The 15,440-nt window shown below is 62.0% G+C and carries 18 protein-coding genes; 7 read left to right on the top strand and 11 right to left on the bottom strand.

Features of this window, described 5'->3' with window-relative positions; all coding sequences use genetic code 11:
- Positions 1–56 precede the first annotated feature (56 nt).
- Both LK434_RS05435 and LK434_RS05440 read left to right on the top strand, forming a co-directional pair.
- Positions 57–398, top strand: a complete 342-nt coding sequence (locus LK434_RS05435; protein WP_006720234.1) for a type II toxin-antitoxin system RelE/ParE family toxin — start codon at positions 57–59, stop codon at positions 396–398.
- Positions 391–663, top strand: coding sequence for a helix-turn-helix domain-containing protein (locus tag LK434_RS05440; protein ID WP_006720233.1), 273 nt, complete (start codon positions 391–393; stop codon positions 661–663). The genes LK434_RS05435 and LK434_RS05440 overlap by 8 nt, the downstream gene beginning before the upstream one ends.
- A gap of 83 nt (positions 664–746) precedes the next feature.
- Here the strand turns inward: LK434_RS05440 and guaA are convergent, their stop codons facing one another.
- The gene (gene guaA, locus LK434_RS05445) at positions 747–1,730 is read right to left on the bottom strand and encodes a glutamine-hydrolyzing GMP synthase (RefSeq protein WP_006720232.1); all 984 of its coding nucleotides are present in this window, start codon (positions 1,728–1,730) and stop codon (positions 747–749) included.
- Between the two features lie 240 nt (positions 1,731–1,970).
- On the opposite strand from guaA, the gene LK434_RS05450 reads away from it, so the two are divergent.
- Positions 1,971–2,252 carry an ANTAR domain-containing protein gene (locus tag LK434_RS05450; protein WP_006720231.1) on the top strand — a complete coding sequence of 94 codons (282 nt, stop codon included), beginning with the start codon at positions 1,971–1,973 and terminating at the stop codon, positions 2,250–2,252.
- Positions 2,253–2,365: 113 nt separating this feature from the next.
- Here LK434_RS05450 and LK434_RS05455 read toward each other — a convergent pair whose 3' ends face one another.
- Genes LK434_RS05455 through eat form a run of 4 tightly spaced genes read right to left on the bottom strand, consistent with a single transcriptional unit; the run spans position 2,366 to position 6,626 of the window.
- The gene (locus LK434_RS05455; protein WP_006720230.1) at positions 2,366–2,707 is read right to left on the bottom strand and encodes a P-II family nitrogen regulator; all 342 of its coding nucleotides are present in this window, start codon (positions 2,705–2,707) and stop codon (positions 2,366–2,368) included.
- A 12-nt stretch (positions 2,708–2,719) separates the two neighbouring features.
- Entirely contained in the window at positions 2,720–3,724 is a 1,005-nt protein-coding gene (locus LK434_RS05460) for a phosphotransferase enzyme family protein (protein WP_006720229.1), read from the bottom strand.
- Between the two features lie 15 nt (positions 3,725–3,739).
- Entirely contained in the window at positions 3,740–5,140 is a 1,401-nt protein-coding gene (locus LK434_RS05465; protein WP_006720228.1) for an aspartate aminotransferase family protein, read from the bottom strand.
- A gap of 34 nt (positions 5,141–5,174) precedes the next feature.
- Positions 5,175–6,626, bottom strand: coding sequence for an ethanolamine permease (gene eat / locus LK434_RS05470; protein WP_040360526.1), 1,452 nt, complete (start codon positions 6,624–6,626; stop codon positions 5,175–5,177).
- A 322-nt stretch (positions 6,627–6,948) separates the two neighbouring features.
- On the opposite strand from eat, the gene modD reads away from it, so the two are divergent.
- Positions 6,949–7,848 carry a ModD protein gene (modD, locus tag LK434_RS05475; protein WP_006720225.1) on the top strand — a complete coding sequence of 300 codons (900 nt, stop codon included), beginning with the start codon at positions 6,949–6,951 and terminating at the stop codon, positions 7,846–7,848.
- Positions 7,849–7,854: 6 nt separating this feature from the next.
- Entirely contained in the window at positions 7,855–9,330 is a 1,476-nt protein-coding gene (locus LK434_RS05480) for an APC family permease (RefSeq protein ID WP_006720224.1), read from the top strand.
- Between the two features lie 147 nt (positions 9,331–9,477).
- Here LK434_RS05480 and LK434_RS05485 read toward each other — a convergent pair whose 3' ends face one another.
- The 5 genes from LK434_RS05485 to LK434_RS05505 all read right to left on the bottom strand — a co-directional run bounded on the left by LK434_RS05485 (position 9,478) and on the right by LK434_RS05505 (position 13,039).
- Positions 9,478–9,933 carry a nitrous oxide-stimulated promoter family protein gene (locus LK434_RS05485; RefSeq protein WP_006720223.1) on the bottom strand — a complete coding sequence of 152 codons (456 nt, stop codon included), beginning with the start codon at positions 9,931–9,933 and terminating at the stop codon, positions 9,478–9,480.
- 6 nt (positions 9,934–9,939) lie between these two features.
- Positions 9,940–11,622 (bottom strand): DUF2130 domain-containing protein, encoded by a 1,683-nt coding sequence (locus LK434_RS05490; protein ID WP_006720222.1) that lies wholly within the window; start codon positions 11,620–11,622, stop codon positions 9,940–9,942.
- 175 nt (positions 11,623–11,797) lie between these two features.
- Complete coding sequence (locus LK434_RS05495; RefSeq protein WP_198002263.1) at positions 11,798–12,310, bottom strand: GNAT family N-acetyltransferase; 513 nt, start codon at positions 12,308–12,310, stop codon at positions 11,798–11,800.
- Between the two features lie 40 nt (positions 12,311–12,350).
- Positions 12,351–12,677 carry an HIRAN domain-containing protein gene (locus LK434_RS05500; protein ID WP_006720220.1) on the bottom strand — a complete coding sequence of 109 codons (327 nt, stop codon included), beginning with the start codon at positions 12,675–12,677 and terminating at the stop codon, positions 12,351–12,353.
- Positions 12,678–12,823: 146 nt separating this feature from the next.
- Positions 12,824–13,039 carry a hypothetical protein gene (locus LK434_RS05505; protein WP_006720219.1) on the bottom strand — a complete coding sequence of 72 codons (216 nt, stop codon included), beginning with the start codon at positions 13,037–13,039 and terminating at the stop codon, positions 12,824–12,826.
- A gap of 131 nt (positions 13,040–13,170) precedes the next feature.
- Between LK434_RS05505 and LK434_RS05510 the strand changes: the two genes are divergently transcribed.
- Together LK434_RS05510 and LK434_RS05515 are read left to right on the top strand one after the other, a co-directional pair.
- Positions 13,171–14,295 carry a DUF262 domain-containing protein gene (locus LK434_RS05510; protein ID WP_006720218.1) on the top strand — a complete coding sequence of 375 codons (1,125 nt, stop codon included), beginning with the start codon at positions 13,171–13,173 and terminating at the stop codon, positions 14,293–14,295.
- A 166-nt stretch (positions 14,296–14,461) separates the two neighbouring features.
- Positions 14,462–15,028: a hypothetical protein gene (locus tag LK434_RS05515; protein WP_148334464.1), complete on the top strand. Its 567-nt coding sequence runs from the start codon at positions 14,462–14,464 to the stop codon at positions 15,026–15,028.
- A gap of 46 nt (positions 15,029–15,074) precedes the next feature.
- Here the strand turns inward: LK434_RS05515 and LK434_RS10555 are convergent, their stop codons facing one another.
- Positions 15,075–15,377, bottom strand: coding sequence for a DNA cytosine methyltransferase (locus LK434_RS10555; protein WP_227917908.1), 303 nt, complete (start codon positions 15,375–15,377; stop codon positions 15,075–15,077).
- Between the last annotated feature and the right edge of the window lie 63 nt (positions 15,378–15,440).

Consider the following 15,440-nt stretch of genomic DNA (forward strand, 5'->3'; position numbering starts at 1 on the left):
CGCTATAAAGAGTTGCCGATACTTATCATATATGGTAACTTTAGGAGTGTGATTCCGTGGAGGTTCTGTACTACGAAGATGACAAAGGGCGTCAGCCGGCACGTGAGTTTATCGATGGGCTTGACCCAAAGATGAAAGCGAAGACCTTCGGTAGATTGCTCCTGCTCGAAGAATATGGCGAGAGGCTCCCCATGCCTTTCGCTCGGCACCTTGAAGACGGCATCTACGAACTGCGAACTCCCCAAGGATCAAACATCACGCGCCTGCTCTATTTCTTTTTTCTCGGCAACCGCGCAATTGTGACAAATGGGTTCATTAAAAAGACCCAGCGCACGCCGAGGAAGGAAATAGAAAAGGCAAAACACTATAGAGAAGACTGGAGGTCGCGCCATGACTAACATGAGAGAGCATCTCGAGGACGCCCTCAACGATTCCTCATTCCGCGCCGAGTGGGACGAGCAACAAGCCGAACGCGAAGTCATGAGAAGCATTGTTGAGGCGCGGCTTGCCGCAGGATTGAGCCAGAAAGAGCTTGCAGAACGCTGCGGAATGCGGGCCTCAAACCTATGCCGGCTGGAAAATGGCAACGGCAATCCTTCCGTTGCCACACTGGCAAAAGTTGCGCACGGGCTCGGGAAGAATCTTCGCATTAGCTTTGTGTAATCACACGCAAAAAGGCCGGCCCCATAAGGAGCCGGCCTGAGTTATATGCTCACGATGCGCATGCCAAGCGCGAAGCGATAATGTTACTCGAACTCGATCGTGCCGCAGGGCTTCGGAGTGAGGTCGTAAAGCACACGGCAGATGCCGTCGACCTCGGAGGCAATGCGATCGCCGATCTTCTTGAGAAGCGCCCAATCGAGCTCGGGCACCTCGGCGGTCATGGCATCGACAGTGTTGACAGCACGGATGAACGCCGGCCACTCGTAGAGGCGCTTGCCTTCCTTCACGCCGGTGACGCGAAAGTCAGGCACGGACACGAAGTACTGCCAAACCTTGCCCTCGAGGCCGGCCGCGGCGAACTCCTCGCGCAGGATCGCGTCAGCCTCGCGCAGGGCCTCCAGGCGATCGCGGGTAATGGCGCCGAGGCAGCGCACGCCCAGGCCGGGGCCCGGGAAGGGCTGGCGCTCGACCATATTCTCGGGCAGGCCGAGCTCGCGACCAACCACGCGGACCTCGTCCTTGTACAGCAGGCGGACGGGCTCGCAGAGCTCGAACTGCAGGTCATCGGGCAGACCGCCCACGTTGTGGTGGGCCTTCACGCCGTCGGACTCGAGGATATCGGGGTAGATGGTGCCCTGGGCGAGGAAGGAAACCTCGTCGCCGACCTTGCGGGCCTCCTCCTCGAACACGCGGATGAACTCGGCGCCGATGATCTTGCGCTTGGCCTCGGGCTCGGCAACGCCGTCGAGCAGGGACAGGAAGCGGTCGGTAGCGTCAACATAGACGAGGTTGGCGTCGAGCTGGTTGCGGAACACGTCGACGACCTGCTCGGACTCGCCCTTGCGCATGAGGCCGTGGTTCACGTGCACGCAGATGAGCTGCTTGCCGATGGCCTTGATCAGCAGGGCCGCGACCACGGAGGAGTCCACGCCGCCGGACAGGGCCAGAAGGGCCTTCTTGTCGCCGATCTGCTCGCGGCAGGCGGCGACCTGCTCGGCGATAAAGGCCTGAGCGAGCTCAGGGGTGGTGATGCGGACCATGTCGTCGGGACGCTTGTTGAGATCCATAGGGTCTCCTAGGACAAGATGAGGATATACGAGCCCTATTGTACTTGAAGAGGCAACGCGAACGGAGCTGCGACCCCATTGGCGAGCAAGCCCGTACCAGACCGGAACTCCGACCCATCGGGCACACCGTTACCAAGCCGATACCCTCTTGCAAACGAGTGGCAACGGCTCTGCAACGCCGGAGTTCTATACTCGCTGCAACGGGCGCGTGCGCCCACACGCATCAAGAGGGAGACACCCATGGAGAGCCACACCAACCGCAACTCAATCAACAGTGCAAACGAGCGTGCAGAGAACGCTGGCTCAAAGGAAATGGCCAAGCGCATCCGCCATCTCGAGCGGATGCTGGAGACGCGCATCGACATCGACCACGCCAAAGCCATCCTCATGCAGAAGGGTCTGTGCGAGAACGAGGCCTACGGGAGCCTGCGGCATGTGTCCATGATGACCCGCACGCCACTTCCCGAGATTGCAAAGGCCGTCATACTCGCCGATCTCGTCGAGCATGACGGCCTCCGTTAGTCGCAGGGCGCCCGCAGCGCCCGCCTCCGTAGGCATCCACAGGCATCGCGTCAGCGTTGAACATTCGCGAGAGCCCACCCCTGTGGACCTGCCGCACCTCGCCTCCGCGCCGTCTACAGCGCCTCGTCCCCTCGCTCGCCCGTGCGGACGCGGACCGCGTCCGTCACATCGCGAATGAAGATCTTTCCGTCGCCGAATGTCGCGCTCCCCAGCTCGGCGACCAGTCGATCGACGATCGGCTCGATTTTGTCGTCGCTCACCACCGTGCGCACCGAAACCTTGGGCAGCACCTTCACGCCGCGATTGTCGTCACGCGTGTATACCTGGTGGAATCCCTGCTGGTGCCCGTAGCCGAACCCCTGTGTGACAAAGATACCGCTGCGGCTGAACCGTGAGAGCAGCTGCTCCACACGGTCGAGCTTGTCACCGTTGATGATGATCTCGAGTTCCTTCACCGTATCCCCCTCTTATCCAAACAGCCTGAGATAACGCTTGACGAGACCCATCGTCCCCTCCAGGAAACCCTCCATGTACCCCTGGACGGGCGTCGAGTCCTGATGACTGCCGAGCCACGCCATCATCTGGATCCTGCGTTGCAGGATGAACGTGTCGATCTCGACGAAATCCGTGTCAGTGAACGGCAGAACCTTGCGGTAGCCGTCCAGCCAGGCGTTCACCAGATCGGGAACGTCCTCTCGATCCTCGATGAAGGAGAGCGCGCCGGCCAGGTCGTGCAGATGCCAGCCGAAGCCGAAGTCGTCAAAATCGATGACCTTGATGACGTCGCCCTCCACGATGATGTTCGTGTCGCGCAGGTCGGCGTGAATCACGCCGTAGTTCTGCGGCGTCTTGCCATAGCGTTCGAGACGTTTCCTGATGATCTCGCAGCACCGGGCAATCGCCACCTCCGCCTCGGGCGTCATCTCGGGGTAGTCGCGCCAGTCGCCCCAGATGCCATCGGGCCCGATCATGGTGTCCACATCCCAATGCGGGCGCTTAATGTCCTTGGTGCCGTTCCAGATCTCGGTCTGGCGATGCAGATAGGCCGTGGTCTCACCAAGAAGCTCAAAGTGGCGCGGTGCGGCATCCGGCGCGTTATCGTGCTCGAGCGTCTCGCCGGTCAGAAACTCCGTGCCCATGCAATAGCACGTCAAATCCTCCTCCGGCACCTCGACGACCTGGATGTAGGAGCCGTCGCGCGCGGCGATGGGATTCGCCACGGTGAGCGGCGTGTAGTCGTTGATCTGCCGCAGCCAGGCGATTTCGCTCTCATACTCCTCGTAGGTGTGATAACCCGGTCGTCCCACGCGCAGCACGAACAGCTTCTCGTCGGTCTCGGGGTCGTACACCAGGTAGGTCGCGTTCTCGGAGAACGCCAGCAGGCGGCAGGCAGTGAGCTCGTAGGGATATCGCGATGCCGCCTCGCTCGCCACCCGCTGGAACATCTCGGGATTCTCGAAATTCGTGGCCATAATGGGGCCTCCTTCCTATACGTGCTCGATCTCGCTGAGTGAGGCCTCGAGAGCGTCAGCGAACATGTCGAGGTCATCCGCACCAAACACGAGCGGCGGACGGATCTTGAGGACGTTACCGTACGGCCCGCACAGGGACACGAGCACGCGGTGCTCACGCAGCACCTCGATCAGACGCACGGCGCGGGCGCGGTCCGCCTCGGTAGTGCCGGGCTTGACGATGTCCACGCCCACAAACAGTCCCGTCCCGCGGATGTCACCAATCATGGGATGGCGCTCTCCGGCTTCGTTGAGCACCCGAACGAGGGCCTCGCCCACCTCGGCAACATGCTCGAGCATGTGCCCCTCGCGCAGGTAGGATAGAACCGCCTTGGCCGCCGCCATGGCAACCGGGTTGCCCGCGAACGTGTTGAAGTAGGGGTTGCCGTCCGCGAACGCTTTGAGCACCTCACGCTTAATCGCCATTGCGGAGCAGGCGATGCCGTTCGCCATAGGCTTGCCCATGGTGACGATGTCGGGGACGATCCCGTGGCGCTCGAAGCCCCAAAACGCCGCACCCGTGCGGCAGAAGCCGGGCTGCACTTCGTCGGCAATATAGACGCCGCCCTCCCGGTGCACTAGGTCGATGACGGGCTTCAAAAACCCGGGGTTGCCCGGGATGACACCGTCGGAGGAGAAAATGCTGTCGAACAGGACGCCGGCGAACTCGATGCCATGACGGCGCATGTCGTCGATCTGCTCCTGGATGCGGGCGCACATCCATGCGCCCAGGTGATCGGTGCCCAGCCGGTACGTGTCGGGCGTGGGGATCATGCGCATGGTGCGGCCCATGGGCACGTCCTTGCCGATTGACGGCGAGAGTCCCGAGATGAGCGCCGTGTTGCCGTGATAGGCCTCGGCGGTGACGATGATGCCCTCGCCCCCCGAATACAGCTGGGCACAACGCACGGCGAGGTCATTGGCCTCGGACCCGGAGCACATGAACATGATCTGGTCGATCGCGCGCGGGAGCAGCCCGAGCAGCTCATCCGCATAGTCCAGGATGTTCTCGTGCACGTAGCGCGTATGCGTGTTGATGAGCTGCAGCTGCTCGGTCACCGCCTTGGTCACGCACGGGTTGCTGTGCCCGATCGAGGGGATGTTGTTGTACATGTCGAGGTACTCGGTGCCGTCCGCGTCAAAGAGGCGGCAGCCGCGACCACGCACCAGATGCAGGGGCTTTTGATAGAACAGGCGGTAGCAGGGACCCAAGGCGGCACGGCGGCTCACCAGGCTCCGCAGGTCGGGGGCAAGCTCGTCGATGTGCCCCATATCGAAGCTGTTCGACTCGAGGATGCCAACGTTCTCATGCACCGGGCGCGCGCCCGCCGCGGCGGGACCCTGCCCGGCGGCACCGCCCAAGTTGTTCGCGATCATGATGCAATCCTTTCCATGTTGCGGGCACAGGCCCTTACGCGAGGTCGGCCTCGGCCACCTGAAGGGCAGCGAACTCCTCCTCGGGAGCGTTGCCCACGAGGTAATGGCGCGAATAGAGGGCGAAATAGGTCATGAGCACCACGAGGACGCCGAGGGTGCACACAGCGGCGAGGACGTCAACGACGAACGTCGAACACATGGCCACCAACGAGAGCACGAGCGAGATCACGGTGGTTGTGCTGCCACCCGGGGCGCTGAAACCGCGCTCCATCTCCGGCTCGTTCTTGCGGAGCAGAATGTGGGAGAGGTTCATCATGGCGTAGGACACGCAGGCGGAGAAGACCGCCATGTTCAGCAAGATACTGCCGTTGCCCACGCCCACAGCGAGCGCGTACCCGAGGATGCCAAGCATGAGCAGGGAGGCATGGGGCGTCTTACGCGACCCGGTGACGGAGAGGAACTTGGGCAGGTAACCGGCGCGGGACAGCGCGAAAGCCTGCCGCGAGCCGCTGTAGATGGTGGAGAAGAACGAAGCGACGAGTCCAGCCAGACCGGCGTAGTTCACAAAGGTGGCGAGCATGGGTTCCCCCACCGCATTCAGCGCGTCCACCAGCGGTGCTGCGGCGGAGCCCGTGAACGCCGCACCGGCACCACCCGCGGTGAGCACGAGCACCAACGAGCCGGTGAGCAACAGCAGAAGCATGGCGCCGATGATGCCGCGGGGCATGTCGCGCTTGGGGTCGCTCGACTCCTCAGCGGCCAGCGGCACGCCCTCGACGGCCAAGAAGAGCCACATGCCGAACGGCAACGCCGAGAGCACGCCCACAATGCCGTGCGGCAGGGCGACGCTCGAGCCCGCGCCCTCCGGGGCGATGTCGAACAGGTTCGCAGCAGAGAAATGGGGTGCTATGCCCGCGACATAGACACCGAGCGCCACGACGGCGATGAACGTGATGCCGAAGATCACCTTGAGCGCCTCGCCGACGCCCAGGATGTGGATGCCCACGAACACCGCAAAGAACACGGCAATGATGAGCGCAGAGGGGACTTCGGAAAACAGACCGAGCGCATGCACATAATCGGCGATGAATGTCGAGATAGCCGCCGGACAGATCGCATACTCTACCAGGATGGCGAAGCCCGTGAGCGCGCCACCGGTTTTGCCGAGCGCACGGCGAGCGAAGCCGTAGCCCGCACCGGCGACGGGCATGGCGGAGGACATCTCGGCGAGGCCCAGCACCATGAAGAGGTACATCGCGCCCATCACGAGAAACGCGATAACCATTCCCAGCCAGCCGCCTTGGGCGATTCCGTAATTCCACCCGGAAAAGTCGCCGGAGATCACATAGGCGACGCCAAGGCCCATGAGCAGCACCCAGTTTACAGAACCCTGCTTGAGCGAGCGTTTCTCGAAGTACGCGGCGCTTTCCTCGGACGTCCCGGACGCCGGCGTTCTCGCGGCGGTCGTACACACTGTGTCGGACATATCGATCACTTCCCTGGTCGTGTTTACGTCCGGCGAGTCTCCGTCGAAGTCAGCGACCCGCCGGGGTGCGCACATATGCGCCCCCACTTGCTCGGTTCGCCGTTGAACCAGGTGCGTCGGTCAAGGCAACCGTGTGCCGACCGCGCCGCCGCCTGCTCCGTTGCGAGGCGACACGGGAGATGGTACGCCCATGTTCGGCACGCGTGGTCGCGGGCGCGGCCGATTTATCTCAAGGAAACATCGGGGCAAACAGCCTGCAACGGCGCCGAAACGCCCCCGCTATAATGCATGGGAGCAAGAACCCTGCAACCATGGAGGACCGATGGTCACCCTGTCCGACGCCCGCATCGACGAGCTCATCACCGAGGACGTACCTTATATCGACCTGACCAGCCATATCCTGGGCGTCGACGCCCAACCGGGAGAGATGGAGTACTTCACCCGCGAGGCCTGCGTGCTCGCCGGAGGCGAGGTGGCCTCCCGCATCGCCTCCAAGCTCGGGTGCACCGTCGCATGCATCCTGCCCGACGGCACGGAGCTCGAGGCGGGCCAGACCTTCATGACGCTTCGCGGAACCGCCGCCCAGCTCCATCAGGCCTGGAAGGTCTGCCTCAACGTGTTCGACCACCTCTCCGCCGTGGCCACCAAGACCCGCATGATGGTCGATGCCGCGCATGCCGCCAACCCGTCCTGCGAGATCCTCACCACGCGCAAGAGCATGCCCGGCGTGAAGGACCTCCTCGTTGAGGCCACCATCGCCGGCGGCGCGTTCCCCCACCGCCTGGGCCTGTCCGAGACCGTCCTCGTGTTCGACCATCACCTCTCGTTCATGGGAGGAATCGACGCGTTCATAGAGCGACTGCCCCAGATCCGCTCTCGCTGCATCGAGAAGAAGCTGTTCGTCGAGGTGAACGCCGAGCAGGCTCTCGCCCTCGCATGGCACAACGCCGCCTGCACGCGCGCCTGCGCCGCCTCGCGCGGGGCTGTTGCCTGGGCCGGCGTCGACGGCGTCCAGCTCGACAAGGTTGCCATCGACGAGCTCGCCGAACTGGTGGACAACCTGCGCGCTCTCGATCCGCGCCTCACCATCATCGCCGCCGGCGGCGTCAATCCGGGCAACGCCGGGGAGTACGCGGCCACCGGCGTGAACGGACTCGCCACCACCGCGCCCTTCACCGCCAAGCCCATCGACATGAGCGTCCGCATGCGACGCCTTGGGTAGGAAACCATGACCCCCTCTTCTGAACCCGCCCCTTCCGCCGCCCGTAAGGGCATCGCCGCCGACGAAGGCTCCCCTGCTGGCACGGACGCCGCGGGCGTCGCCGAAGGCTCCTCCGCCAACGCGGGCATCGCCTTCAACGCCGATGCGACCCCGGTGAAGCGCTACTCGCTGTTCACCGCCATCTGCCTGATCGTGGGTATCTGCATCGGATCGGGCATCTTCTTCAAGTCCGACAACATCCTCATCGCCACCGGCGGCAACGTCGCGCTCGGCGTCGCCATGATGCTGCTCGCCGCCACGACCATCATCTTCGGCGGCCTCACCCTGGCCCGCTTTGCCGCGCGTACCACCGGACATGGAGGCCTGATCGCCTACGCGGAGGAATTCCTGGGCCCGCACCGAGCCGCGTTCATCGGCTGGAACTTCACCTTCCTGTACATGCCCGTCGTCTGCTCGGTGCTCAGCTGGGTCGTGGGCGTGTACGCGTGCATGACCTTCAACCTGCCTGGGACGTTTGCCTGGCAGATGGGCATCGGCCTGGTGTTCCTGCTGGCCTGCACCGCGTGGAACATCCTGTGGCCCACCTTGAGCGGCTACTTCCAAAACCTCACCACGCTGGCCAAGGCCCTGCCGCTGGTGCTCGTGGGCGTCATCGGCCTCATGGTGAACGACCCGGTCGCCCGGCTGAGCTCCGACATCGCCGCCGCGCCGGCAGCCGGCACCGCATGGATCGCCGCGGCGGCGCCCGTCGCCTTCGCCTTCGACGGCTGGAGCTCCGCAGTGAGCATCGCGCCGGAACTTAAGGATGCACACCGCAACCTGCCCCGCGCGCTCATCGCCGCCCCCATCATCATTCTCGCGCTTTACCTGGGATACTTCGTGGGCATCTCGTGCTTCCTCGGGCCGCAGACCGTCATCGAGGCGGGCGATGCGAGCCTCTCGCTCATGTTCGTCAAGCTCTTCGGCGAGCAGGCCGGCGCGCTGCCCAACGTCATCGCGCTCATCGCCGTGCTCGGAGGTGCCAACGGCATGGTGCTCGCCACCCTGCGCATGCCCCAGTCCCTGGCGCTCCACCACATGATGCCTTGCGAGCGCACCGTGAGCCGCATGAACGCGGCGCTGCGCTTCCCGGTGGCGAGCGCCATGATCGCATTGGCCACCACGTTGTTCTGGGTTGGCGTGCATACCGTGGTGAGCGCCCTGGGACTGCTTCCCAACGGTGACATCTCCGAGGTCGTGGTGGCAATGACCATGCTGATCCTGCCGCTGTATTACGCCGAGGCGCTCCGCGGGGCGCTGTGCGAGGACGCCCCCGCGCTCATACGCGTACGCCGCGCCATGGCACCCGCCATCGCGCTCGCGAGCTCACTCACCATCGGCCTGTCGAGCATCTCCGATCCAACGCGCTGGCCGTTCGTCATGGCCTTCACGGCGCTGCTCCTCGTGATGACCTTCGCGCTCACGCCCAAGCGGGACGCGTAGACGTCCGGGAGCGCACGCTCCTCTCGGGCCTCGGCAAACGCGGCCTTCATGGTGGGGTTGTTCCGCGTGAGCTTGCGGATGCTGGGCCCCTGGGCCTTGTCGTTCGCCAGACGCAGGTTGTTCTCGCTCGAGATCAGATTGTTTCTTCTATCGCGATGAGCGGATGCGCCGTCGCTCGCGCTGCGACTCAATCATATGGCATATCGCCATCACGGGATGATGGAAGAGCATGCGCGGACCCGCGTACCGCATCACCGTGCGGATGCGCTCGAGCATCTCGGGTCGGTAGCAGTGCACCGTGCAATTCGAGCAGAACGTCTTTTCCTCCATGAACGGGCAGTGCTCGCTGCGCGCGTGGGCATACGCCTCGAGCTCGGCGCATTCGGGACAGAGGTCCCGCCGCTCCCCGAAATCCTGCTCCCGAAGGGCCGCCCCCTCCCGCATCTGCTGCATCTCGCCGCCCCGCTCTCGCAGCGGCGCCGAACGATGCGCGGAATGATTGCCCTTGCAATACAAGGCGATCATCTGGCTTACGATTTCCTGCTCGCGCTCGCGCTTGCGCTTCAGCGCATCGGCCGTCAGGCGCGCCTCGCTCTTCACCATCGTCCGCTACACCTCGTAACTATCCGTAAAATCGGGATCGACGCCCGGCGCCTCCTCGACGGCGACGCCCTCGCGGGCAGCGCGCTCCGCCCCCTCGCGGGCCTCGTCGAACTTCGCCTTCATGGTTTTGTTACCCCAGGTAAGCTTGCGGATGCTGAGCCCCTGGGCTTTGTCGTTCGCCAGACGCAGGTTGTTCTCGCTCGAGATCAGATTGTCCTTGACCTTCTGCAGGTGCTTGATGGTGGCGTCGATCTCGTCGATAGCCGTCTGGAACTTGCGGCTTGCCAGGTCGTAGTTGCGGTTGAAGCCCTCCTGGAATCCCAGCAGCTTTTCCTCAAACTCCGTGACATCGATGTTCTGTTGGCGCACGAGCTCGAGCTCCTGCTTGTAGGCAAGCGCGTTCATGGCGGCGTTGCGCAGCAGCGTGATCATGGGAATGAAGAACTGTGGGCGGATCACGTACATCTTCTCGTAGCGATAGCTCACGTCCACGATGCCCGCGTTGTACAGCTCGCTCTCCGGCTCGAGCAGAGTGACCAGCACCGCGTACTCGCAGCCCTTCTTCTTGCGGTCCGAATCGAGCTTCTTGAAGAAGTCCTCGTTCTTGTGCTTGGTGGCCGTGGTGTCGTTCTCGTTCTTCATCTCGAACATGATCGAGACGATCTCGTTACCGGCCTCATCGCACTCGCGGAAGATGAAGTCACCCTTGGTGCCGTCGGAGGCGTCGTTGTCCTTCTCGAAGTAGGCATGCGGGAACGCCGTGGCACGCAGCTGGTTGAACTGGGTCTCGCAGTGCTGCTCGAGGGTCTCGCCCACCATCTTGGTTGACAGGCGCGCCTTCATGTCGCGCAGACGCTCGATCTCCTCGTCCTTGTAGCGGATGAGCTCCTGCGCGCTCTTGCGGGCCTGCTCGATCTCGAGCGCGTGGGCGGTCTCGATCTGCTGCTTCTCGGCGGCGCGGACCTCCTGCTCATGGGAGAGCTCGAAGCGGGCGGCGTCCAGGTCACGGGCGAGCTTGGCGCGCTCCTCCTCAAATGTTGTACGCGCCTCGGTCACCGCCCGCGTCACCGCAAGGTCGCGCTGGGTGGCACCAGCGTCCAACTGGGCCTTGAGCGAGGCGATCTGCGCATCGCGCGCGGCCAGCTGTTCGCGGAGCTCATCCTTTTGATCGGCAGCGTCCTGCTGGGCGACCATGCGCTCGCGCTGGGCGGCGACCTTCACCGCAGACTCGCGCTCCTCAACGGCGGACTCGAGCTTGGCGGAGAGCTCGGCGATGCGGGCATCCGCCTCGGCGCGAACGCGCATGAGCTCGGCCGTACGCTCGCTCTGCTCCTTTGCGAGCTGAGCGGCCCCGGCAGACTGGGCCTGCTGCAGAGCCGCGGCGCCGGCGGCACGGGCCTCCTGCAACTCTGACGCACTGCGAGCCTTGACCTCCTGCAGCTCGGCTGAGCTGCGGGCGAGTGCCTCCTGGAGCTGCGCCTTTTGGGCGGTCACCACGCGGTCGAGTTCGGCCTTGGCCTGAGAACGGGCAAGTTCGAGGGCTTGCTCGTGCTCGCGGCGCAGCGAGGCGGCGCGCTCCTCCACCTCATGGGCGAACTGATCGTCACGCACCTGGCGAACGATACCCTCGTAATCGCTCTCATCGAGATTGATGACCGTCCCGCACTTGGGGCACGTGATCTGGTTCATATGCGCTCCTCGCTCCGCCACAACGCCCGGGCGCGCCCTACGCACGCCGCTGCATATTCCTTACCGTCAGACTATACCCGCCCGTGCGGACAAAAGGCCGCGCAGGTCGTTCGAGACCGGGAGAACGGGTTGCGATACCTGCGACGACCCAGGACGTCGAACGCGACTTCCGCAGCTACAGTCGCCTTTCGAGTATGACCATGTCCTTCAGCTGAACTCCAGCCTCAACAATGGGGTGATCGTAATTCTCGATGAAGAAGTTCGGCAGCACATGCGAACGCGTGAAGCCACACGCCTCGTAAAAGGGAACGGTCAGAGGACTGTCGCCCGTACCGACCCGCAATATGTCGTACTCGCGGGTCGCATGTCGAGCGGCGAATTCCAGGAGAGCCCGGCCAATACCGCTGCGTTGATGTGTCGGATCGACGGCAAGGCTCTTCACCTCGGCGATGTGAAGTCCCCGCTCATCGATGCCTTCGTCAGTCACGATCATGCACCCGAGCGCTCGATCAGGCACGAGCGCGGAGCCTGCCTTGGTGCGGGTCTCATCCTCCGCATACGCCGCGAACATCTCGCCTCGGTGGAGGTAGCGCTCGACCATGTCCCACTGCTCGTCGGCGAGCAGCAGCAAGTCGCGATATCGTTCGCGGTCGCGGTGGACCGGCCCGATGCGCATTGCCAGCGTCACGCACTCCTCCAAAGGGCTCGAATGGACTCATGCCGCCATTCTATCGTGCGTCGCGCACGAACACGGCGGCGCGGATCTGATGCCAGGGGCTGCGCTCAGGAGCGACCTGGAGCACGCGGCACTCGAAGGCAGCGCCGTGCCCATAGAAGAACAGGGTCGAAAGCGGACCGACCGAGTCAGCGGGAATATAGCCGAGCATAGTGCCATGGAATTTGACCGCAATGGCCTCCGCGTCGTAGGGATTGTCTCGCTCGGGCACGAGCTCCAGGGTGTCGCCGGCCTTGAGCTCGCCCAGGGCCAGCGCGCCATCGTGGTGCTGGAACCCGGCGATATGGAACGAGAACAGATTGCGGGACGGCTCGTACATGATGGACCCCTTTCAAGCCCCATGCCGCGCCCTGCGAGCGCGGCCGTTTTCATGGCTTAAAGGTACGACCCCGTGCGGACAAAACGCGCGCGGGGCCGGGCAAGTCGTCTCAAAGCAGATGTGTGGGCTGATATGGAGTTCGGCCGCTATCCATTGACCGCATCCGTACGCCCTTCATCGCCTCCGCCCATGTACTCCTTGTGCAGGGCCTCAAGATCGGCGATGGCATCGTTCGCGAGCTCCTCGGATGACACGTTGCGGTCGAGTTCTGCCTCGATGAACTGGAAACCGCCGTTCGCATACTCCTCGAATATCCCGAGTGCGGCGGAGTAATCCCTCAAGACCTCGACATCGCCCTGCATGCACCCCGAGCACTATCACGCGCCAGTCAGTGAAGACATTCCACACCCCTGAGGAAGCCGTCCACGCTCATCGCTTGATCTGACTCCCGATAGCATGATCTAATGAAGTGGGCACGGACCTGGGAGGCAACATGTCAAATTACAGAATTGAGACGATTAACTTTGTCGATCTTGAGAACCAAATGACCATCCCAACGTACCAGCGGCCGATCGTATGGTCAAAATCTCAAAAACTTGCCTTCATCGACAACATCAGCAGGGGATTTCCCTTCGGGTCCCTACTTTTATACAAGTACGATAACGCTGAACAATACTCCCTTATCGACGGTCAGCAGCGTTTTACCACCCTTCGAGAGTATCAGCGCAATCCTCAGGAGTACTTCCCCATCGAAGCAAACGCCTCATGCCACATCGAATCACTCATGTCGCTCACTGGCGCCAACCAGCAACCAGAAGACGCACAGGCCAAATTGAAGAGCCAATTTGTTGCTGCCATAAAGGAGATGCTGCGTCTGCACGCCACCACACGCAACCTCTCCAGCTCCTATCTGGCAAAAAAGATAAAGGAAATCTATCCGGCGTCAAATTCCGCCAGTGACCTGGATATTGTCGACATCCAAGGAAACCTCATCAAAGCCCTCGATGAGTACGTCAATCTCTCTACGCTTCAGATTCCCTGCGTTTTCTTCACAGGTGACAAATCAGAACTTCCCGAGGTCTTCGCGAATGTGAACCTGGGCGGCAAGAAACTCACGAAATATCAGGTCTTCGCCGCCCAATGGAATCGCTATAAAATCCAGCTCTCCCAGGAGAAATATTCCAACGAAATCCTTGAGCGCACCATCTCCCGCTATGAATCCCTCACAGATGCACGCGAGGGGCTCGAAATAGAGGACTTCAGCTCCGAAGAAATGAGGCGCGAGCGAGTCGTCACTCTTCCGGAGTTCTGCCGCGCCCTCGGGGAGCTAGTCATAGAGCAGTGCAGTGCCTGCTGGCCAGCGAAAACCATCGAGCAAGACGACACTGTCGACACGATCGGCTACAACACGCTCGCCATAGCCTTTGGAATTCGTCCCCAAGAAATCGCGGGAAGAAAGGGGGACAACCGGGTCTGCCTGACATCTTCGCGAATGCCGGATTCGAAAACGCACCCGCAGCCATTGAGCGACTCATCGAACGCACACTCTCGGAATATGGCGAGATTAACGGTCGTTTTGCAAGATACCTACGTAAACCTGGTCCAAAGAAGCATATGAGACTTCAAAGTCGAGTGGACAGCTACAGTTCCTCTCCTTCTTCGCGGCACTGTGGTTCATACGCTATGGCGCGATCCGTTCAACCGACTTCGAGCCCAAGCCCGGCTACAAGAAAATGGGCTATGCTGAAACGACGCGAAACCTCTTTAGGTGTTTCGTCCTAGATATGCTCACCAATCAGTGGAAAGGATCCGGCGATTCCCGCCTCGGCAATTACATCGATGGCACATTGACCTATGCGAACAGCTCTGCGTTCTCCAAGGCAAAACTGGAATCGGCAGCTCAATCGTATCTGGAGTCCATCGATAATAGCGAGTCGATCAACGTCGACCCCATCGCCAAAACCCTGCTAACCGTTTTGGCAAACAACAATGCACATGCCTACTGCGAAAGCTTATATGATATCGAACATCTGATATCACGTGAAACCCTCCGAAGCAAAAAGAGCGGTCAATACGCCTACAAAGCGTACAAGCTTCCCGGCGGCAATCTTGGAAACATCGCCTTTCTATCCTCCTCTGAGAATAGATCGAAAGGTTCGACAACGTTGCCCGCCTCAGGCGGCGAGCTTTTCGCCTTCAATGGAGAAAGAGAATACATCTTTGACGGAAAATGCCTCCTTGACGCCGACATCGATTTAAAAACCGGCAAACCCGAAACAGCAAGGAAGTTCCTACACGAACGCGCACAAATCATGCTCGAGGCTCTCGTCAAGATGCTGACCCAAGATTAGTTAATCAGCTGGCTCCAATAGATAGAAGTGCATTGGAGCCAGCTCGTTACTCAGAGCCCTCCGCACCGTCGAGACTCGATGCGATTACCTGGCCTATCAAATGCGGGATCCCCACCACGAGCGCGTTTCCCATGCAGAACGCACGGTTGATGTCGGTCATGCCCGTGTCCGTCCAGCCCTTGGGAAAGCCCTGCAACTGATCCAACTCGTCGGGCACCAGACGGCGGAAGCGCCCATCCGGCGCGGCCACGATGTGCTTGCTTCGAGAAGCGGCACCCCCCCTCACTTGTGAGGATCGTTCGCGCCGGCGCGTCCACGAGATCGGGGAACGCCATGGCCCCCTCGGCATACCGGTACTCGTGCCCCGTTTTCTTGTTCACGCGGGGCTCGCTTTTGCCGCCCTTGAAATAGC

The sequence above is a fragment of the Collinsella stercoris DSM 13279 genome (assembly GCF_020735465.1).
GTDB lineage: Bacteria > Actinomycetota > Coriobacteriia > Coriobacteriales > Coriobacteriaceae > Collinsella > Collinsella stercoris.